Source organism: Kiloniella sp. EL199 (assembly GCF_900313065.1).
Lineage (GTDB): Bacteria > Pseudomonadota > Alphaproteobacteria > Kiloniellales > Kiloniellaceae > Kiloniella.
The window spans coordinates 21,099-42,082 of record NZ_OMPU01000008.1; the positions used below are offsets into that span (position 1 = coordinate 21,099).

At 43.5% G+C, this 20,984-nt stretch carries 21 protein-coding genes and 1 tRNA gene; 3 read left to right on the forward strand and 19 right to left on the reverse strand.

All coding sequences use genetic code 11. The features are described from left to right. Window positions 1-23: 23 nt before the first annotated feature. The 7 genes from D9A03_RS06580 to D9A03_RS06610 all read right to left on the reverse strand — a co-directional run bounded on the left by D9A03_RS06580 (window position 24) and on the right by D9A03_RS06610 (window position 8,458). Window positions 24-374, reverse strand: a complete 351-nt coding sequence (locus D9A03_RS06580; RefSeq protein ID WP_120496425.1) for a nuclear transport factor 2 family protein — start codon at window positions 372-374, stop codon at window positions 24-26. A gap of 103 nt (window positions 375-477) precedes the next feature. After that, window positions 478-2,181 (reverse strand): putative 2-aminoethylphosphonate ABC transporter permease subunit, encoded by a 1,704-nt coding sequence (locus D9A03_RS06585; protein ID WP_120496426.1) that lies wholly within the window; start codon window positions 2,179-2,181, stop codon window positions 478-480. 1 nt (window position 2,182) lies between these two features. Then, on the reverse strand, window positions 2,183-3,304 hold the full coding sequence (locus D9A03_RS06590; protein WP_120496427.1) for a putative 2-aminoethylphosphonate ABC transporter ATP-binding protein: 1,122 nt from the start codon (window positions 3,302-3,304) through the stop codon (window positions 2,183-2,185). 321 nt (window positions 3,305-3,625) lie between these two features. Continuing rightward, window positions 3,626-4,663 (reverse strand): putative 2-aminoethylphosphonate ABC transporter substrate-binding protein, encoded by a 1,038-nt coding sequence (locus D9A03_RS06595; protein WP_120496749.1) that lies wholly within the window; start codon window positions 4,661-4,663, stop codon window positions 3,626-3,628. Window positions 4,664-4,900: 237 nt separating this feature from the next. Next, window positions 4,901-6,589: a Na/Pi cotransporter family protein gene (locus tag D9A03_RS06600; RefSeq protein WP_120496428.1), complete on the reverse strand. Its 1,689-nt coding sequence runs from the start codon at window positions 6,587-6,589 to the stop codon at window positions 4,901-4,903. Between the two features lie 460 nt (window positions 6,590-7,049). Beyond that, window positions 7,050-7,865 (reverse strand): LOG family protein, encoded by an 816-nt coding sequence (locus D9A03_RS06605; RefSeq protein ID WP_120496429.1) that lies wholly within the window; start codon window positions 7,863-7,865, stop codon window positions 7,050-7,052. A gap of 158 nt (window positions 7,866-8,023) precedes the next feature. Beyond that, window positions 8,024-8,458, reverse strand: coding sequence for a hypothetical protein (locus D9A03_RS06610; RefSeq protein WP_216825406.1), 435 nt, complete (start codon window positions 8,456-8,458; stop codon window positions 8,024-8,026). A 356-nt stretch (window positions 8,459-8,814) separates the two neighbouring features. Between D9A03_RS06610 and D9A03_RS06615 the strand changes: the two genes are divergently transcribed. Beyond that, the gene (locus D9A03_RS06615; protein WP_120496431.1) at window positions 8,815-9,174 is read left to right on the forward strand and encodes a hypothetical protein; all 360 of its coding nucleotides are present in this window, start codon (window positions 8,815-8,817) and stop codon (window positions 9,172-9,174) included. A 106-nt stretch (window positions 9,175-9,280) separates the two neighbouring features. Further along, on the forward strand, window positions 9,281-9,919 hold the full coding sequence (locus D9A03_RS06620; protein WP_120496432.1) for a ribbon-helix-helix domain-containing protein: 639 nt from the start codon (window positions 9,281-9,283) through the stop codon (window positions 9,917-9,919). Window positions 9,920-10,007: 88 nt separating this feature from the next. Here D9A03_RS06620 and D9A03_RS06625 read toward each other — a convergent pair whose 3' ends face one another. The 6 genes from D9A03_RS06625 to D9A03_RS06650 all read right to left on the reverse strand — a co-directional run bounded on the left by D9A03_RS06625 (window position 10,008) and on the right by D9A03_RS06650 (window position 14,787). Further along, the gene (locus D9A03_RS06625) at window positions 10,008-10,364 is read right to left on the reverse strand and encodes a hypothetical protein (protein ID WP_120496433.1); all 357 of its coding nucleotides are present in this window, start codon (window positions 10,362-10,364) and stop codon (window positions 10,008-10,010) included. A 246-nt stretch (window positions 10,365-10,610) separates the two neighbouring features. Continuing rightward, window positions 10,611-11,990 carry a TolC family outer membrane protein gene (locus D9A03_RS06630; protein ID WP_162938006.1) on the reverse strand — a complete coding sequence of 460 codons (1,380 nt, stop codon included), beginning with the start codon at window positions 11,988-11,990 and terminating at the stop codon, window positions 10,611-10,613. Window positions 11,991-12,585: 595 nt separating this feature from the next. Continuing rightward, a tRNA-Phe gene (locus tag D9A03_RS06635) sits at window positions 12,586-12,661 on the reverse strand. Between the two features lie 127 nt (window positions 12,662-12,788). Then, window positions 12,789-12,992 carry a DNA gyrase inhibitor YacG gene (locus D9A03_RS06640; RefSeq protein WP_120496435.1) on the reverse strand — a complete coding sequence of 68 codons (204 nt, stop codon included), beginning with the start codon at window positions 12,990-12,992 and terminating at the stop codon, window positions 12,789-12,791. A 19-nt stretch (window positions 12,993-13,011) separates the two neighbouring features. Beyond that, window positions 13,012-14,190, reverse strand: coding sequence for a ribonuclease E/G (locus D9A03_RS06645; RefSeq protein ID WP_120496436.1), 1,179 nt, complete (start codon window positions 14,188-14,190; stop codon window positions 13,012-13,014). A 6-nt stretch (window positions 14,191-14,196) separates the two neighbouring features. Further along, the gene (locus D9A03_RS06650; RefSeq protein WP_120496437.1) at window positions 14,197-14,787 is read right to left on the reverse strand and encodes a nucleoside triphosphate pyrophosphatase; all 591 of its coding nucleotides are present in this window, start codon (window positions 14,785-14,787) and stop codon (window positions 14,197-14,199) included. A gap of 257 nt (window positions 14,788-15,044) precedes the next feature. Here D9A03_RS06650 and D9A03_RS06655 point away from each other — a divergent pair, with 257 nt between their 5' ends. Further along, window positions 15,045-15,818, forward strand: coding sequence for an ABC transporter substrate-binding protein (locus D9A03_RS06655; protein ID WP_120496438.1), 774 nt, complete (start codon window positions 15,045-15,047; stop codon window positions 15,816-15,818). A gap of 2 nt (window positions 15,819-15,820) precedes the next feature. On the opposite strand, the gene D9A03_RS06660 is transcribed toward D9A03_RS06655, so the two are convergent. The 6 genes from D9A03_RS06660 to murA form a co-directional block, all read right to left on the reverse strand. Then, window positions 15,821-16,264, reverse strand: coding sequence for a low molecular weight phosphatase family protein (locus D9A03_RS06660; RefSeq protein ID WP_120496439.1), 444 nt, complete (start codon window positions 16,262-16,264; stop codon window positions 15,821-15,823). Window position 16,265: 1 nt separating this feature from the next. After that, entirely contained in the window at window positions 16,266-16,760 is a 495-nt protein-coding gene (locus D9A03_RS06665; RefSeq protein WP_120496440.1) for a UPF0262 family protein, read from the reverse strand. A 206-nt stretch (window positions 16,761-16,966) separates the two neighbouring features. Beyond that, entirely contained in the window at window positions 16,967-18,259 is a 1,293-nt protein-coding gene (gene hisD, locus D9A03_RS06670; RefSeq protein WP_120496441.1) for a histidinol dehydrogenase, read from the reverse strand. Next, a complete protein-coding gene (gene hisG / locus D9A03_RS06675) occupies window positions 18,249-18,911 on the reverse strand; it encodes an ATP phosphoribosyltransferase (protein ID WP_120496442.1) in 663 nt (220 codons plus the stop codon). The genes hisD and hisG overlap by 11 nt, the downstream gene beginning before the upstream one ends. 78 nt (window positions 18,912-18,989) lie before the next feature. Next, the gene (locus tag D9A03_RS06680) at window positions 18,990-19,613 is read right to left on the reverse strand and encodes a DUF2948 family protein (protein WP_120496443.1); all 624 of its coding nucleotides are present in this window, start codon (window positions 19,611-19,613) and stop codon (window positions 18,990-18,992) included. 34 nt (window positions 19,614-19,647) lie between these two features. After that, a complete protein-coding gene (gene murA / locus D9A03_RS06685; RefSeq protein ID WP_120496444.1) occupies window positions 19,648-20,937 on the reverse strand; it encodes a UDP-N-acetylglucosamine 1-carboxyvinyltransferase in 1,290 nt (429 codons plus the stop codon). Window positions 20,938-20,984: the final 47 nt, after the last annotated feature.

Sequence of the window (20,984 nt, forward strand, 5' to 3'; positions counted from 1 at the left end):
TGAAGTGTAGAGGATAACATCGTTTAACCTGTTGCCCGTTCAAAACGCACTTTACAAATCAGCCCCTGCTCAACTTCGTAAATAGCAAGAACATGTAAAGATGATGTTCCGTTGTCCAACCCAGTTACTTCTTCTTCGTCAACAACGACGCGCCCCACAGCAATACGATTAAGCAGCTTCGCATGCAATTTTGGATGACTGAATCGTTCTGCGTACATCGCTCTTAAAGCTGATTGACCACAAAACAATGCCTCGTCATTAAGTAAAAGCTGTACTTCCACATCTTCACTAAAGCAGCTACAAAAGAGATCAAGATCGTGATTGTTATAAGCAACAAGTTGTTTTTCAGCAATTTTAATAGCTGATGAAGTCATAAGATGTTCCTATTGTTCAACGAGATAGATCAGACTCAAAGAGGGGCAGATAACCTCCGCCCCTCTTTTTACGAAATACTTAATAATGGATTATAAGCAAGCTCTAGCGTTGTCGCCAAGCCTGAGTTTTCTTATCCATATATTTAGACACAACGGCATGTAGAATACGTGCCGCTGCGTTCGTGTAGAAAATCATCATTCCCATCGCAGCAGCCGGGGCAATATCACCCGCATCATCCATATTCAAGACTGCAACAGATGCCAGCTGTGTATGATAGGAATAGATAAAGACTACAGCCGATACCGTCGTCATTGCATTCACAAACAGATAGATTGCAATTTCCAAAATAGCCGGCGAACAAACAGGCACAGTCACCTTTAAGAACATTTTATAGAAAGGTTGCTGGAGAGACTGCGAGACGGACTCAAACTCTTTATCCATCTGCTTCAATGCTGTCATCGCCGTCAGATGAGCCACCGTATAAAAGTGAGTCACCGTCGAAACGACAAGAATTGCCATGGTGCCATAGATAAAATTAAACGGGTTATCCGGATTGTTGAAGAAGAAGATATAGGACAAGCCCAAAACCATACCCGGCACGGCCATCGGCATCATAGCGAGGAACTGAAACAGTGTTCTTCCCTGTTGAAAGCCACGTCCTTTTTCCACCATGTATGCACCAGTGAACACAACTGTTGTCCCCACAACCGCTGTCCAAAGAGCCATTTTGATGGAATTATAATAGGCATCCCAACCGCCGCCATCCATCAGATCAAAGTTATAGTGCTGCAATCCCAGAGTAAGATTATAGGGCCAGAACTTAACCAAAGCCGCAAACTGACAGGTTGCCAGAATTGTGACAATAATTACCACAATCAAGCTGGAATAGCTCATCATAATGGCATCAAAAGATTTATTAGATTTTGGTTCGAAAGGAACCGCACGGGCCGACAACTGTGCAACCTGTTTCTTTTGCACCTGCCGATCAATGAAGAAAGCAAAAATAGCAGGAACAAGAAGAACAACAGAAACGACAGCGCCCATGGAAAAGTTTTGCTGCCCGATAACCTGTTTATAAATATCCACAGCAAGAACATTGTATTGCCCACCGATCACTTTTGGCACACCGAAATCAGTAATCACCAAAGTGAATACAACAAAAGCGGCTGAAATCAAGCCGTACCGCGCACTAGGCAGTGTAACTGTCCAGAAAATTTTCCACTTTGGCGCACGTAAAACTGTTGCCGCTTCGTATAGACGCGCATCAGAAATGGACAAAGCGGTCATTATGATCAGAAGCGCATGCGGAAAAGTAAAGAAAACTTCAGCAATCACGATCCCCAATGGACCATAGATTGTCTCTCCAAATAAAAGCCATTTCATATAGCCCTGTTTTCCGAACAGGTAAATAAGTCCTATCCCCGGCAACAAAGATGGAACCAGAATGGGAATCATCGCCATGATCTTGAAAAACCCTTTGAACCGCATGCAAGATCGGGTCAGGGCATAGGCATAGATAAAAGCCAGCGTAACTGTAATCACCATCGTGATGATCGAAATTGTCACTGAATTTTCAATTGAATTGAAAAGCGCTGGTGTCGAGAAGTATTTTATATAGTTTTCAAAGCCGATGAAAACGCCATCTTTATTCTCAAAAGACTTTGAAAGCATCGTATATAACGGGAAAGCCAGTGCAATCAGTAGATAGGCCCCAATCATCACCATAAAGGCACGCATGGTCCAATCGTCACGACTTGCCTTTGGTTTCACCATTTTTAATGGCGTAGAATTCGTTATCTCCGCCATATCAATTTACTCCGGGAAAAACAGTCAAACGATCCTGAGGAATAGAAACGGTAATAGTATCGCCTTCTTTAACACCAGTACGTCGCACCATATTTATAGAAAAGTCACCTTTTATATGGGCTTCACTATTGGTTTGCTCGCTCAACAAATCAACACGGAAGAAAGACCCCATAAACTCCATGTATTTCACTTCAGCTTCAAATGCATTTGGAAGCTTGTCATCCCCCTCTTGAACCAGAAGATTCTCGGGCCGGAATGCAACAGTAATGTCGCCGCGCTCTGTAATATTCTCTGGATCGCACTTAAGTTCAACAGAACCCATTTGAAGAATATCGCTACCATTTACCTTGCCGGGAACAAAATTCATGGTACCGATAAAATCAGCAACAAAGGCAGATGCAGGATGACGGTAAATTTCAAGCGGTGTTCCCACCTGCTCAATAACACCGTCATTCATCACCACAATACGATCAGCCATTGTCAGGGCTTCCTCCTGATCGTGGGTAACCATTACGGTTGTCACGCCAAGTGTGCGTTGCAATTCTTTGATTTCATGACGAAGATGTGCGCGGACCTTCGCATCCAACGCCGACAAGGGCTCATCAAGTAAGAGCAAACCAGGGTTGGTTGCAATCGCTCTGGCAAGCGCAATACGCTGCTGCTGTCCGCCAGATAGCTGTGCCGGGTATTTATTGGATTGTGATTTGAGACCAACAAGCTCAAGAAGCTCGTTAACTCGGTTATTAATATCGGCTTTTGGCAGTTTTCTATTTTCCAGGCCAAAAGCAATATTTTTATGGATCGTCAAGTTTGGAAATAACGCATAAGATTGGAATACAATACCAAAATCACGTTCACTCGGCGGTAGAGATGAAACATCATTCCCTGCCTGCGTTACGGTTCCATAAGTTTGAATGTCCAAGCCAGCAATAGCTCGTAACAGCGTTGTTTTCCCGCAACCGGATGGACCTAGAAAGCAAACGAATTCACCTTCGAAGATTTCCAGTGAAATATCGGATAACGCTGTAAAGTTACCAAACTGTTTTGTTAGATTAGATGTTGTCAGATAGGGTTTTTTCCCATTCCCTGTCTCGGCCCGGGTATCAGCAGTATTTGCGCTCATTGCCATTCCTCTCAAGCGGCAAAACGGCACAGTTTTTTCTGTGCTCTTTTGCAACAGCTTAATTGCATCAGTGTCGACAATTCCGTTGTATTATATTGGGTGAAAAATCAGATCTTTGCACAGACCTCATCGTACCCGGAAAACATCCCGATTATCGTATTATGTTTTTATCACTGACAGCTTTTATTAACTGTAAATCATTGTCCGAGTTTCCAACCGGAAAAGTATTACAAACTCAAAACAAGTGTTTGACTCTAGGGATCCCGCCCTTTGGTACGTCAAAGAGCGGGATCATAATCTTACCTTATGACCGTAATCTGATTAGTTCTTTGGCTCAGATTTAGAATCATAACGGTCAGTCCACTTAGCAAGAATTGCGTCACGGTTATTTGCAGACCATTCAAAGTCCATTGCGATCATACTGTCGATAACATTCTCAGGATAGTTTTCGATTGGCTTGGAAACTCCTGGCATAGCAACGACAGCATAACCCTGATTGTAGTGCTCCATAGCAGGCTTGGATACAATAAAGTCCATCAGTTTTTTGGCAGCATCCAGTTTCTTGGTGCCTTTAACAATTGCAGCTGCTTCCATTTCCCAACCGACGCCTTCCGATGGCATTACGATTTCCAGAGGAGCACCCTGGCTTTTGGATTTTGCAGCACGGAAAGCAAAAGAGATCCCGATTGGTACTTCACCCGCAGCAGCTTGTTTACACGGTTTTGAACCAGAGTGTGTATAATGGCTGATGTTTTCATGAAGGTCATCCATGAATGCCCAGCCATCTTCTTCACCAAACATTTGCAGCCAGCTGGCAACGTCCAGGAAGCCTGTACCTGATGATCCAGGGTTTGGCATCGCAACATGACCTTTGTATTCAGGCTTAGTCAGATCAGCCCAAGATGTTGGCATTGGAAGATTATTGGCTTCCGCTTCATATGTATTTACGCAAACAGCCGCAACCCAAGCATCCATACCGGCCCAGACAGGATTGTCAGAGTTATCCCGGAAGCGACTGTCAAGCTGATCAACACCGACAGGAGCATAGGTTTCAAACATATCTTCTTTTTTCATCAAAAGAAGACTGGAGCCTGCAAGACCCCAAATAACATCAGCCTGTGGATTGTCTTTTTCAGCCAAAAGCTTAGCCGTAACAACGCCCGTAGAATCACGCACCCAGTTGATCGTAATGTCTGGATGCACTTCGTTAAATGCAGCTGCATAACGTTTCAAGTCTTCAGCTTCTACAGCAGTATAAACAGTCAAATTTTCAGCAGACACACTACCTGTCAGAAAGCCAATAGTGACCAAAGTAGTGGCAATGCTACCCAGCAATTTTGTTGAAAATGCTTTTTTCATTACTTCCATGCTCCTCAATGTGATCGTCAAAGGGTTCTTCCCTTCAACATCCCTATTCGATTTTATGTACCGCGCCGTCTATAGCGACACTTTGTTACATTTTTGCTAAGTCTCTGTGACTCAAAAACTTTAAATTGAACATTTGTCCAAACTCAATTTCTCTAGCAGAGAAATCAAGACTCTTTCAAACTGAGAGTATCCTGCCAATAGTTCTCTCAGTTCACCGGCTACACCGGATCACGTACTCACCTTCACGGAACGGCGCTCGGAATGAGGTCGCACACGAAGACGACTTTCGTGCAGTTCACCACTGGCATCCAAAATAGGGTAAGCAACGGATGTCAGGTGCGAATTTATACGTTTTAAATCTCTGATCATGTCGATATGTAGTGCAGATGACTCGATCGACTCAATGCGACCTTCCCGAAGTCGATCCAGATGCTTATCCCCACCACTCTGTTCCATTTCCCGAAACTTTTCTTTCCCTGCAATAAGCTGTCGGGCAACATCTACATCCCCAGATACAAAGGCAGTCATTGCCAGTTGCATCTGATCCAAAGCCATACAGTGCAATTCGACAAGCTCAGTCCAGCCCTGTTCAGAAAATTCAATTCTCTTTTTAATTTTCTTGTTGGCAATTTCGAGGAGGTTTTTATCAATGATATCACCAATGTGCTCGAGGTTGGTTGTAAATGAAATCAACTCGACACATCTGGCACTCGTATCTTCATCCAACTCACTGACACTCACCTGAGTAAGATATAGCTTGATTGCCTCATGAAGTTCATCAACCTGATCATCAGCCTTACTTACTTCCTGTAACAGCATTGGATCATTTGTTTCAAAGACATCAATACACTTACGTAACATTTCTTCGACAACATCAGCCAAACGCAATACTTCACGTGTTGCACAAGCCACAGCAACCGTTGGGGTATTGATAACACTTTCGTCCAGATATTTTGGCTTGAGATCATCCTCTGTCCCTGCGCCCTCCGGTAAAGCACGCTCCATTAAGCGTGACATCACCCCGACAAACGGAAGAAAAACAATCGCAAGTCCAATGTTAAATATTGTATGAAAATTAGCGACCTGGCGCCCAACATCTGCACCACTTAGATCCGCAATATAAGGTGTTATGGTTCCCATCAGAGGTAACAGTATCAGGACACCTATAAATCGGAACAACATGTTTCCCACGGGAATGCGTCGTGCTGTTGGTGTCTCTGACATAGTCAGAGCCATCGGCACAACACCTGCGCCGACATTTGCCCCGAGCACCAAAATCAAAGCCAAATCTGCAGACACAACACCAGCTACACTCAATGACATTATCAATAAAACCATTGCAACCGACGAATGAGTGATCCAGGTAATCAATGCTGCTAAAATGACGGCAAACAAAGGTGCTTCGGACAAAGCAGCCAGAATATTTTGTAGAACGAGACTATCTCTCATTGGCTCTGAAGCTGCGACAACAAGCTTAAGAGATAGCAACATTAGTCCAAGGCCAATAAAGACACGCCCTAAATGACGTAATGTCATCGTAGGTCTGGTCGTAAAACAAATAAAACCTGTTAAAATCAACACAGGTGAGAGCCACGAAATATCCAGAGAAAGTATCTGTACAACCAGCGTAGATCCAACATCAGCTCCAAGCATCACAGCCAAGGCAGGTGCAATTGCAATAAGGCCCTTACCTGTAAAAGCAACTGCAAGCAAAGCCGTTGCCGTAGAGCTTTGCAGGATACCGGCCATGCCGATCCCCATGCCGAATGACGACAGCGTGTTTTTTGTCGCCGATCCCAAGAATCGGCGTAGCTGACTGCCATATGCACGCAATACACCTGTGCGCACCATTCTTGTTGCCCATAACAGAAGAGCAACTCCACCAGCTATTTTTAACAAAAGGTCAAAACCAGACACGCTTACATTTACCTCGTTGAGTAAATTATATTTCGTTTACAGAATACAAATCACAAATACGATCCTCTCCGCATATACATATCGACAGATGACCCTATTCCAAGATTAGCATTTGTAACGCCGAGCACCTCTACCAAGTAAGCTCAACTTCACAAAAATGAAACATTTTAGAAACATTTTCATAACAATAATTTGTGGTATTAAAAACAAAATAACAACATATTTTAACAAATATACTGCATTTTTCTAACAAAAACATATCTTCAGTTGTAATTATTTTACTATGAACACCACGATTGGAATTCATTTAACATTGTGACGTGTTCTGCTTTATTCATCAAATCGATATTATACATGTTAAATATAGATAATATGTATAATATCGATTAAGTAACAAACAAAGACGAGCCTCCTGCACAGCAAGAGGCCCGCTTGATAATTTATATTTGTTGTAAAAATCTTAGAGCATTGGGCCTGGTGATTCCAAAGCATGCTCCAAGAGTCCTTTGGTTACATACTCGAATGCCTCATCCATAGAATCTGTCACGAGATAGAGATCCAGATCCTCCTCGCTAATCGTACCAAATTCACAAAGCGCTTCAAAATTTACCACTTTGTTCCAATAGTCTGATCCATAAAGCACAATCGGCATTTTCTTTTTAATTTTTTCTGTCTGAATAAGCGTCAATAGCTCACAAAACTCGTCAAGAGTGCCAAACCCGCCAGGCATGACCAAGACAGCTTTCGCAAGATAAATGAACCAGAATTTCCGCATAAAGAAATAATGGAACTCCAGAGCTAACTCACGCGTGATGTAGGGATTTTCACTCTGCTCAAAAGGTAGGGAAATATTTAACCCGACATTAATTCCCTTTCCTTCCGAAGCACCCCGGTTTGCAGCTTCCATAATACCAGGCCCCCCCCCTGTACAAACGACAAACCGTCGTTCATCATCTGTCAGAGTTTTAGACCATTCAGTAAAACGGCGCGCAAGTTCTCTGGTTTCCTCGTAATAGCGAGATACCTTCATCATCTGCTCGGCTTTACGCACTCCGTCACCATTACGCTTAGCCTCTGCCATTGCGGCTTCAGCTTCTTCTTTGGACTTAATACGAGCCGATCCAAAAAAGACAATTGTATCTTCTACATTAAATTTCTCAAATCGGTTCTGGGGACCAAAATACTCAGAAAGAATTCTTAGAGGCCTAGCGTCCCCAGAATCCATAAAGTCGTCATCATGATAAAACTTGGGAATATCGTACGAATTATCGTCCATGTAATACCTTTCAATCACACTGAAAACATAAATCTTCCTCATAAATACATGAGAACAAAGTCATTTTTTTATCAACAACATCACTATTTTATAGATCCGCTTATTAACTAAAAATTTAAATCCAGAATATTTCATGAAAGAAACTCAGATTTAAGTACCTACGGCTGATCCTTTCTCCAAGCGTCATATAGCTTGCGTCCCTGTTTTCTAAGCGCACTGTTAACTTGCACCTGATGACTATTACTCACAGAGCTATACAATCCACCACCGCGCCATAGCTCAACGCGACCAGAAAGCTCTTGCTGGGTTGCCGGGTTGTAATAACGTGTATTGGCATAAAGTGTAACCTCGACATTACTGACACAATTTATCTCTTCGAAAATAACCGTGGTAACACGCGCATGCAGCCAATAGGATGAAGAATTACTCAACCGAATATCGCCCTCGGGTATAGCACCCAATAACGCTCGCTCAAACGCTTCTCGTGTTAAGCCACACTGCTTGCTATAATGCCCTAATGGAGAAACATTCAGCTTTATTTCCTGCACACCTGTTAAAGGTCGAGCAGTCGCCGGCATAACTAAAATTGACAAACACGATCCCAAAAGAAAAACAGCCCTGAACATAAGCTTTATCATTTCCATCCCCTACTTATCATTCACTTGATCTCCAACATGTCACACGACACAGCATACTAGTGATACCTCTACTATCGCTGGCAAATATGTCTCCATCAAGACCGCACACATAGCAAAACATTCAAAACCCGCAAAAATCATCACCTCAACTCAAGAATATGCAGTATTTTTCCTTTATGAACACAGTTACTTACCTGTCATTAACCATTTATCTTTAACTTAAAAAAAACATGCCTATCTATGATAGAAGGCCTTAGTATTGACCAATACCAGACGAGGGTCGTGATTATCACTCACCCACAGGAGAATCCATGCCATATGTATCACGATCAGATGATGGAAAAATTGCCGGGATTCATCCGGAAAAAACCAACACAGCAAATGAATTCTTGGAATCAGACGATCCCGAACTTGTTTCTTTCCTTGTGCAAATCGGGCATCAACAGCATAGCAAACAGGGCGAAATTCACCAGGAGCTTGCAGCCTCTGACCTAGAGATGATCCGCGTACTGGAGGATCTCATTACAACCCTGATTGACAAAAGAGTTCTAATGATGACTGATCTGCCAAAAGCTGCTCAACAAAAACTGTCCAAGCGTTATGCCTTGCGAAGCAAGTTAACAGATCTAGGAGGGATTGTCGGGCAAAACGAAGAGATCATGCTACCATAAATTTTCTACGTCAGAGCTAGCGTAATATTCAATCGCAACGCTTGAACAGCAATAATTTCGGCTCTTCTTGTTGAGGTTTACAAAAGACTAATATAATAAGAGGAATATGCCTAAGCCCATCTTTCCGGTGAATTTTGCAGATCAAGCCCCTAAAGCGCGGATCGTGCAATATAACAAAAAGCGCTATTCCATCCGGCTAGAGCCTGTTTTTTGGCGCGCCCTTGAAATGGTAGCAAGCGACCATGATCTTAAGGTAGGAAAATTTATAGGTAAGCTGGAAACTATCTATCAAGGCCCCAATTTTTCCTCGTTCTTACGAGTTTTTTGCATGATATCAGCAGAACGTCATATAGCATCTGCAGAAGCTGATACAAACAAAGACACCCTATTATCCATTATTAATGCGAGTCCCAGCCCAGCAGCACTGATTGCCCAGGACATGACAATAATAGCAAGTAACAATGCTTTCTATAATTGGATTGGCGAGGATAAATATGCCTTGGAAGGTTCAAGTATCAATAAACTTTTTCAGCTGCGTACAAAAGGGTTACTTCAGGACAACCTAAAAGAACTCCTGACAGCACAGACCACTCACATAGACGCGCGAGTAATAAGAATGATACCAGGAAAAGTTATTACCGCTCAGGCCAGAATGGTCCGTGCAAGTCTTTTCAAACAAAAAAAGCAGAATATCGTTATCTGGATAGCAAGTGCCCCACGTTTAGCATCCCCCAGATCTGGTTAAAATTGTGGCCCCAATAACTTGTATGATTTAACAGTAAAGTGAAAATTTTGTCGATAGTGTTTAGAACTTAATCATCCAAGATACAAAACTAAATTCCTGTGTGAATCGTAACTTCACCTTCACTATATAGTGTCAGTCCACTAGCAAAATTGTATACATTCAACCCAGTCACATCCACACCAGAAGCCGTAATATGAGAGCTGGCAACGCCGCTGGAAATCAACAATTCTCCCGATTCTAGGTGTATCTGATTACCCTCACCAGAAAATAAAACAACCGCACCAGATTCATCAGGCAAAAAATCATCAAGATGAAGAGAAACAACTTCGATCTGATCGTCATAGGCAGTCTCAAATATAGAATGGAAATAATCATCCGGAACCAAAGGCTCCAGATTGCTCTCCTCGGCTCCAACAACCGTATGATCTTTAATGTTGGGACTCATTTCCACTCGCAACTTTAAACAGAAATAAACCTATTTCCTGTGCCCTGCTATATATAGCATTTATTTAAAATAACAACTCACTTTTGCCCACCCAAGAACAAAATTAGATAGATGAACATTATTTTGCAGACTTCGCGACCTTTTTGAATCAAGAAAGAAATCAATAAGTCATTTTCTAAAAAAATAAACAAATACAAAAAGGGCGCCCAAGGGCGCCCTTTCAAATCCATATCTCTGTTATAGAGATTAATCAATCAAGCCATCGGCCCAAGATTCATGCTTAACATTCGCCTGTTCCGGTGCCTGAACACCAAGATTTGCCATCAGTTGACCGCTAAGAGCAAGAATACGGTATGAAGCAAGCTGTTCATTTGTCATTGCAGAAATCAGCTGACCACGCGATGTAAAGAGCTCATTTTCCGCATCTAGAACATCAAGCAATGTACGCTGTGCAACATCGAATTGATCACGATAAGAATCGCGTGTTTCCGTGTTATACTGAACGGAAGATGCTAAATCAGTTACAGACTGACGGTTTGCTTCCAGCGCGAACCATGATTGACGCATTTCACGCTGCGCATCAACAACAGAGCTATAGCGCTGATTTTTGCTTTCAGACAAACGCGCCAAAGCTTCCTGTCTCGCAGCACGATCAATACCACCGCGGAACAGGTTCCAACGCAGACGAAGCATTACAGAATTGTTTTGCTCATACGAACCAGGTGTAGCATCAAATTCATCACGATGCTCGCTTGAAGCCTCTAAGTTCACTGTTGGATAGAAAGGAACTTCTGAAAGCTCAACATCTGCCTCAGCTGTACGAACATCTGCCTCAAAGATACGAATTGTTGGGTTGCTATTCACGGCCAAATCAACAGCTTCATCCAAACCACCAGGTAATTCAACAGCAAATGCTTCCGGTGTACTCAGATCTTCCGGGAAGTGACCCACAATACGCGTATAATTAGCTTCTGCATCGCGCAAATCATTATAAGTCGTTGTCAAAGTGTTTCGGGCACGTGCAGCACGCGCTTCTGATTGAGAAACGTCTGCACGGCTTCCACCGCCACCAGCAAGACGCTCTTGCAGATTAGCAACAATATCTATGTGAATTTGCAGGTTATTTTTAGCCAATTCCAGCAGCTCACGCTGTCTCAGTACCTCAAGATACGCGCCAATAGCATCAAGAGCGAGAAATTCAGCATTTTCACGGACACGATTAGCAGCGGATTCAACTCGAGCCTTCTCACGCTCAACAGTTGCACCGGCTTCAAAGCCGTCGAAAATTCTTTGTTGAACGGTGATAGAAACATCTGTCGGATTAATCACATCATGTTTGCCAGTTCCACCAGCAGCACGTGATGTTGAATCATCGTTACTTTCTATCCCTGCACCGGCAGACAAATCAATTTGAGGCAAATAAAGACCACGAGCTTGGCGAAGTTCTTCATCAACTGCTTCACGATTATGAGCAACAACCCCGATATCAGGATTTGTTGCGAGAGCCTGAGTAATAGCTTCTTGCAATGTTACGGCATTTGCAGAAGACATAGTAGGAACAGCAAACGCACTAACAAAAAGTGCGGTTTTAAAGTTTACTGCCAAAGTTTTACCAAACTGGCGCATTGGTATTTTTCCCCCGATGCTTCCCTGTGTTCCCATTAAGGACGCACAGGCAAAATAAAATGACTAATTCAGAACCAACAAATAGAATACTGTGCCCTTTTACAATTCACTGATCTTGAATGTCAAGAATCCAATAGCGAATACGGCTATTTAAGCAAGCCTGTTGCAAAAAGATCACACATACATTCCTTACTTAACAAATCAGAATTGGTCTCAATCATAGAAAATATAAGCAAGAAACTTTTTATTTGGCGCAGAAACTATATCAAAAACCAAATATCTTCAAGTTTGAAATGCCACTTTTCATTTATTTTTCACATTCAATCCTTATTACTTCCTGCAGGCCGTAGCCTTCACTCACAAGAAAGTAAACCGCAGACGATTACCGGATGAACCCAGGAATGCAAAATGAAATGAACCCGCACGATAAAAACCTCCCCATGCAAATACACTCTGCAACAACACGCAACATAGCAAAGTAACGAAATCAAAGGAATTCAGATTTGATGAAATTGGGCAAGGGGAACAAATGTACAAAACGAGGGTCTGTACTTTTGAACATCTGTTTAACTAGAATTATACATAGAAAATCAGATGGTGCCCAGAGGTGGATTTGAACCACCGACACGCGGATTTTCAGTCCGCTGCTCTACCAACTGAGCTATCTGGGCACCGTGGGCTAGCCAGACTAGTTGGCTACCGATGAAAGGGCTTATAGAAAATGATTGGAGCTCTGTCCAGCCCTATTACAAATAAAATACAAAAAAAGAGTTTTTTGCTATATTTTCAAATCCTTACTTACATTATTTCATCATCATCAACACGCCCAACAGGTCGTTCTTCGGTCGGAATCCGATAGCCGCCATCAAGCCAACGATTCAAATCAACATCGGCACAGCGTTTTGAACAGAATGGCTTGTATTTCTCTGCCGCTTCGCCACGACACACAGGGCATACCAATTTACTAATCTTTTTCTCGTTACTCACTTTTTCCTCAGGCATTTTCTTTCACATACAATTCTTATTCAAATAAAATGACATTATCAGGAGTCCAGGCAGAATTTTCGTATAAGCTAATTTTCGTCCCGATTTTCTCCTCAACATATGGCAAAGCAGCACAAGAACTTAAAAACTCTATAACACGGTTCGAGGCAACAATCCGTGCTTTTGAGCTTCTTTGGTAAATACTCTCAGACCAAAGACGTCTTAGAGCACTCATGCCATACATAAAGGGCGCCTTCTCTTGCCCCAGTCCCCCAATACCAACTGGCTCAAGCAGCAAATCCTGCAAACTTAATCCAGCACGTTTTCGCGTTAACTCCTGCACACCAGTCATATAAAGCGGAAGTAATTTATGACCAACACCATCTTTTTTGAGTACAGCCTTGAAGTTTGCCTGTAGCTTCTTTTGATGATCCACTAACTTCATATAGGGAAAATCGATCATAATTCGACCAGCAACATTCCTTAACCGAAGCTGTCGACCAATTTCTTCTACAGCCTCAAGATTAAGCACATAATGTAACATCTCAGATCCACTATTATGCTGCATTGTCCCTTTATTGACGTCAATAGCAGTAAGCGTTCTTCCCTGTTCAAAGAGCAAGCTGCCACCAGAAGGAAGGGGAATTTTGATCTGAAATAACTGTTCGATCTGCTCTTCAATAGCTTCGCGTTCAAAAAGATCAGGTCTTTCTACTACATGATTAACAACGAGATCTTCCTTTTTTAATTCAGGCAGATACCCTCTAATCTCTTGTGCAATCCGCGCATCGGTTACATGAATACAGTCAATTTCCTGTTTCTGTCCCAAAATCCATTGACGTAATCTGTCTATCGTTTTCAGCGTTTGTACTTTACCAGGAAGATCACTCTTTACCCTGGCTCTTAATCTTACACCTTTATCATCAAAGGCCTCTCTTACCGCTTCGACACAGAGATAATCTCCTTCATTGATATTCCCGCCTCCAAGTGCTTTGGGAATATCCTGAAGGGGTAAAAATCCATGCTGCTTCAACCCAATATCGACAAAAGCAGCACCAAGCCCCCTGTCTATTACCGCAACACATCCCACATACTGATTGCCAACAACTTGGGGCTTATCAGCACGTATCATTAACAGAGCTTCCAGGCGATCCTCTTCCATACGTGCAGCACGAATCAGACCTGGTAGAAAATCTATATAGACTTCGTTGCTCATAGAACGCTAAAAACCATTTCCAACCAACATATTCGCGACTTCAGGCAAAGACAGTCCAACAACATTTGTATAAGAGCCGCTTATCCAGGGAATGAATGCTGATGCGCCCCCTTGAATAGCGTACCCTCCCGCTTTTCCCTGCCAGTCATCAGAAGCAATATAAGCATCAATTTCGCTTTGATGCAGACGTTTGAACTTCACAGCTGTTACCACAATCTTTTTTCTGACTTCACCATTTGGAAGCACAAGAACATGTCCGGTCAAAACCCGATGGCGTCGACCAGAAAGTAACCCCAGGCAATCACGAGCATCAATTTCATCTTCTGCCTTCGGTAAAATACGTCGGCCAACAGCAACAACAGTATCTGCCGCTAAAACGAAGGAAGCATTATGCCTACTCGAAACCAACGTCGCCTTTTCCAAGGCAATACGCTTTGCATAATCCAATGGTAATTCGCGATTCTTTGGGGTTTCATCGATATCGGCAGGATCAATAACATCAGGTTTTATGCCTAATGTTTCAAGTAAATCACGCCGCCGGGGAGATCCGGATGCCAGCACAAAAGAGGCAGAAGACTGTCTTGTAATAAGATTCATATGTTAATCATTTCATTCAAAGAACACAGAATAATCCGTCATCTCTTCTAAAAAGAAAGCATTGGACAGTTCCTGGAAAATACTTCTTTGCTAGATAGCAAAAATCCTGACCGCGAACAACGACCTTCCCCGAACATGCGCAATAGTGCAGCACCTTGAAAAAAACTTTACTGATTAAAGGGAAATGTTAAGCTTTCTCATTAATGATCTATCATAAAATTTGTCTGTTATTCTAGAGGGGGAAGGAAGCGACAAGTATGATCATTCGCGTTGCATCCATTTTATTCGTTATATTGATACTTGGCTTTCCAGCAAAAGCCGAAAAGCTCGTTCTTGCCTGTCACGAATGGAAACCACTGGTTGATGCAACAAAAACAAACCAGGGCCTTTTTGTTGATATTCTGAAAACAGCAGGGAAACGTGCCGGGTACGATATAGAGCATCAGATACTTCCATGGAATCGACTAATCACCCTCACGAAAATTGGTGAAATAGACGGTATTTCTTGCTCAACCTTTGTTGCAGAACATCAAAGCTGGCTTACTTATACTCAACAGGCATTCTGGATCACAGAAGTTGGGTTATTTGTTCGCAAGGACAGCAATATTGAACTCAACCAGCTGATTGATTTGAAAAAATATACTTTTGGAGCTCTTAAAGACGGAGCTTATACTAAAATTCTGCAAGGCCTAATTCATGAAGAAATAAAACTAATCTTCTATCCAAAAGAAATTAATGGCATGAAAATGTTGATCGAAAAACGCTTTGATATTCTCTTTACCGGAAACGTGCTCGGAAATTACATTTTGCAGACAAAGAATCTAGATCACGCTGACACAATCACCTATCTGGAAACATTATTTTTAGAGGACATCCACCCGGCAATCAGCACGACCCGTCTAGATGCGGCACTAATCACAGAACGATTAAGCCAAGGGTATAAACTCATCAAAGCCGACGGGACTTTAGAAGCACTTTTCAAAAAACATAATCTTTACCCAACTTCTTATGATGTTAATTTAACAAACTGATTCTACAAATTGGGCTTAAGGTCCAACGTAAATCTTGTTTCTATCTTCTTTTTCAAAAAATCCCGCACCTGCCGATACGATTCAAGCCTTGTTCCCCGGCTGCCTTCTATAAGTGTCGGGTCAAAGGTATGCCAGAACTCGACATCACAAGCCATAGTTCGCGTCATTTCAACCGCCGAATGCTGCGCTTCCGGCGAGAGGCTGATAATTAGATCGAATGAACTATCTTCAAGGTCAGTAAAGTTTTTGGCACGATGCTTTGAAATATCAATACCAATCTCATCCATAACTTCGATTACAAAGCCATCAATCTCCTGAGATCGCACCCCGACTGAGTCCACGAAAATTTTGTGTCCGAGTAGATGTTTTAAAATTCCTTCTGCCATCGGTGAGCGCACAGCATTATGAGTGCAGGCAATAAGAACTGCGTCAGGTAGATCACTCAACTCAACGCCCCCTGACGTGATGAAGGGCGCAAATCAGGGTAAAGAGACGTCGAGCAGTATTGAAATCCATTTCAATTTTGCCTTCCAGCCTCTGTTGCAGAATTTCTGATCCCTCATTATGTAACCCACGCCGCCCCATATCGATTGCTTCGATCTTCGCAGGGCTGGCAATTTTAATGGCCTCAAAATATGTCTGACAGACTGAAAAATAGTCCTTAATAACACGCCGCAATGGCGTCAGAGAGAGAATATGCTCACACAAAAAGGCTCCCTCTTCTCGATCAACTCTAAACCTTAGGCGATTTTCAATGATAGCCAGATCGAGCACATAAGGTCCGGCTTTTGATCCAAAGGGTAAAAAGTGGTTCTGCTCCAGAATGTCATAGATCGCAATAGCGCGTTCTTTTTCAACATCAGGAGAGCTTCGCGCCAATGAAGCCTCATCTAGATTAATATGGGAAAGATAGTGACATGACTTCTGCCCGCCCTGTTCCATCTCCAGCCCCCAAAACATCTAATAATTCAAATGACACAGTCACTAGCCAAAAACAAAACCCAGCAACCAACATACTATGCCAGCGGAATAGTAAAGAGGTAAAGCCCCGATCTAAAACAGAATAACCCGGTTTGCTATTTATCTTTTCACAGCAAACCGGGTTATTTCCCATTAAAACATATAGAATAAACGCAGGAAATTAAGACTTAGTCCCCCAAACGCAGCGACACAGACAAAGCGTGCGCAGTAAGTCCTTCTTCTTTTGCAAGAGTTACAGCAGCAGGGCCTATTGCCTTCAAGCTCTGCTCATCACAAGAAATCAAAGATGTACGTTTCATAAAATCAAGCACAGACAATCCCGATGAAAAGCGAGCTGATCTTGCAGTCGGTAACACATGATTAGGTCCAGCGACATAATCCCCAATGACTTCAGCTGTATGTCGGCCAAGGAACATAGCGCCAGCATTTCTAATTTTACCAGCAAGAACCTGAGGCTCATCAACAGCAATCTCAAGATGTTCAGGAGCAATTCGATCTGTTAAGCCAACCGCCTCATCGAGATCATCAACAAGAATAATCGCCCCATGATCCTGCCAGCTTTTGCTGGCAATCTCACTCCTGGAAAGAGCCTGCAAATGAATATCCACGGCCTGCTTTACTGCTTCGGCAAAGTTGGCACTATCTGTAATCAAAATAGATTGCGCTGCTGTGTCGTGTTCAGCTTGCGCAAGAAGATCTGCTGCAATCCAGCGAGGATCATTTTTACCATCAGCAATAATCAAAATTTCTGACGGCCCAGCAATCATATCAATTCCAACAGTACCAAAGACCTGTTTTTTAGCTGCAGCTACATAGGCATTACCGGGACCAACAATAATATCCACTGAGCTGATCGTGTCTGTACCATAGGCCAATGCCCCAACAGCCTGCGCCCCGCCAATGCGATAGATCTCATCTACACCAGCGATAGAAGCTGCCGCAAGAACCAGTGGGTTCAGTACACCATCCGGTGACGGTACAACCATCACCAACCGCTCAACACCGGCCACTTTAGCAGGTAAAGCATTCATCAATACAGATGACGGATAGCTTGCCAATCCTCCCGGGACGTACAAGCCTGCCGCTTGAACAGCAGTCCAGCGATGCCCCAGCTGAACACCGACCTCATCCGTATATTGTAAATCCTCTGGTTTCTGTCGCGCATGATAATCTGTGATCCGTTGTGCAGCGAGCTCAAGCGCTTTGATAGATTCAGGATTACATGACGCAACGGCTTCCTCAACTTCAATAGCAGAAACACGCATTGAAGTTTCGTTCAATTCCAGACGATCAAAACGTTTGGTGTAATCAAACAGAGCCAGATCACCCCGACGTTTCACATCAGCTAAAATTTCAGCGACAGCATCATTTACATCAGACGAAACTTCACGCTTTGAAGAAAGCAGATCAATAAACTGATTTTCAAAGTCAGCAGAATTAGCCTTGAGTTCACTTGGCATTGACCGCCTCCTGAAAACTGCGGACCCAGTGATTGATTTCATCTGGTCGGGTTTTTAGCGCCGCTCGGTTTACAATAAACCGGGATGAGACTTCAGAAATTTGTTCAATTTCTGCCAAGCCATTAGCCTTAAGCGTCGCGCCGGAAGAAACCAAATCAACAATACGGCGACACAGGCCAAGATTTGGCGCCAGTTCCATTGCACCGTTCAACTTGATACATTCCGCCTGCACACCGCGCGCAGAAAAATGCTTTTTGGTTATACTCGGATACTTCGTTGCAACACGAATGTGACTCCACTGCGACGGATCTTCGTTTTCCAGTAACGTGGTTGGCGCAGCCACTGACATGCGACAGTGCCCAATATCCAGATCGACAGGCGCGTATATTTCTGGATAGTCAAATTCCATAATAACATCGCTACCCGCAACACCAAGATGAGCAGCACCAAAAGCAACAAACGTTGGCACGTCAAAACTGCGTACTCTGATAAGCTCCAGATAATCAACATTGGTTGCAAAACGTAACTGGCGGCACTTCTCGTCGAAAAATGACTCTTCAGGAACAACCCCAGCACTTTTCATCAGGGGTAACAACTCTTTAAGAATACGTCCCTTTGGGACAGCCAGGACCATCGGTTCGATCTTGGGCATAATATTTATCCGTTTTTTCTTAAGGCCAGAGGAGAAAACATCTCTATAGGCCAGGTAATCTTTTTACTTGTTTCTTAATCACGCTTCTTCCGGGGAGCGTGTACCCTCGGAATGCTCGTCTTTTTCATGGTTGCTATCAATCGCAGCATCTGGTGCTGCGCTTGTGCCCTTATCTTGCTCTTTGTCAGCATCATCAAGGCTATGTCGAGGTTGATAGAGCGTCGGCCATGGCTCACTAATATCATCCATATGACAACGGATTTGTGACACCACCAAGCGAATAGCTGCGCCACCAGAAAAATGTAACGTAATGTAACCGGGTATGGCTGCAACTGTCAGCAAGTTCAGGATTTCATCTTTGTTTTTGAGATCCACACCTTTGGTTTGAACAGATTTCACTTTGTCAAAACAAAGCCCAGTGTTGACCCTATGAAAAGTTGGCAAATCATCAACATCTTCAAAGGAAACATCATTCTGCTCTGCCTGACTTTCAGGTGTATCAGGTGCTGACAAAGCGCGCTCACGAAGTTCTTGCGGCAACATTTCCCAACAAAAACGATTAACAACCAGTACAAATCGTTTTTCTTCACGTAAATAGGCCACATCACACAAAGGAGCCAGGGAATCCTGAAGTAGGCCAGAGAGTGTACGAATGTCTTCGGCGTCGCGCGCTCTGATCTTCAGTCTTTGTCCCTCAGTCATATCCTCAAATTCCCAACTGGTTCCTGTTCAGGCTCTATTCACCTTTGATACGTTCAATATCAGCACCACAAGCAGCAAGCTTGTCTTCAACACGTTCATAACCTCTATCAAGGTGGTAGACACGGTTTAACACAGTTTCACCATCTGCAACCAGTCCGGCCATGATAAGAGAAAAACTTGCTCTGAGGTCTGTTGCCATGACTTCCGCCCCGGTCAGCTTTGCCTGACCTCTTACCAATGCAGAAGAACCGTGCACCGTGATATTCGCGCCCATACGACACAACTCAGGCACGTGCATAAAACGGTTTTCAAAAATCGTTTCGGTAATCATTGATGCACCATCTGCAGTCGACATCAAAGCCATTGTCTGTGCCTGCAAATCCGTTGGATAGCCGGGATAAGGCTCTGTCATAATGTCAGCGCCCGTTACCCGTTCCCCCGAACAACGTGCAATCATACCATTATCAAGTTCTTCAATACTCACACCAGCATGGGCAAGCTGATCGATCATGGAACGAAGGTGTTCTGATCTTGCCCCTACAAGTTCCAATTCACCACCTGTCATCGCCGCAGCCATGGCATAGGTACCAGTTTCAATACGGTCTGGAACAACAGTGTGTGTGTAGCCATGAAGACGATCAACACCCTCAATCGTAACCGTGTCAGTTCCAGCCCCCTGAATTTTAGCCCCCATCCCCATCAGGCACTCTGCAAGATCGACAACTTCCGGTTCACGCGCCGCATTAATCATACGTGTTGTGCCCTTTGCCAGGACTGCCGCCATCATAATGTTTTCGGTCGCACCAACAGATACTTTCGGGAACATGACTTCGCCGCCGATCAAGCCTTTTGGTGCCCTGGCGTGTACATAGCCTTCTTTGAGTTCGATTTCTGCACCTAACTGTTCCATACCCTGCAGATGTAAATCAACTGGACGTGAGCCAATTGCACAGCCTCCCGGCAATGAAACTTCTGCATGACCTTCGCGGGCAAGCAACGGACCAAGAACAAGGATAGAGGCACGCATTTTACGAACCAGCTCATAAGGGGCTTTGGTCGTCTCAATTGTTTTGGCATGCATCTCAAGAACGCGCCCTGCACAGCCTTCACTACCCGCAGAACCGTTCATATGCAGTTCAACACCATGTTGTGACAACAGATTGGCAAGGGTCGTAATATCAGCCAGATGAGGAAGGTTTTTGAGTGTCAGAACTTCATCAGTCAACAAAGAAGCCGTCATCAACGGCAAGGCCGCGTTTTTGGCTCCAGAGATCCAGATTTTGCCTTTAAGCGGATTACCACCGCGAATTTTTATCTTATCCATCGTACTTTACCGTTTCTGCCTGGTTATCAACTGTCAGACAGGACTAT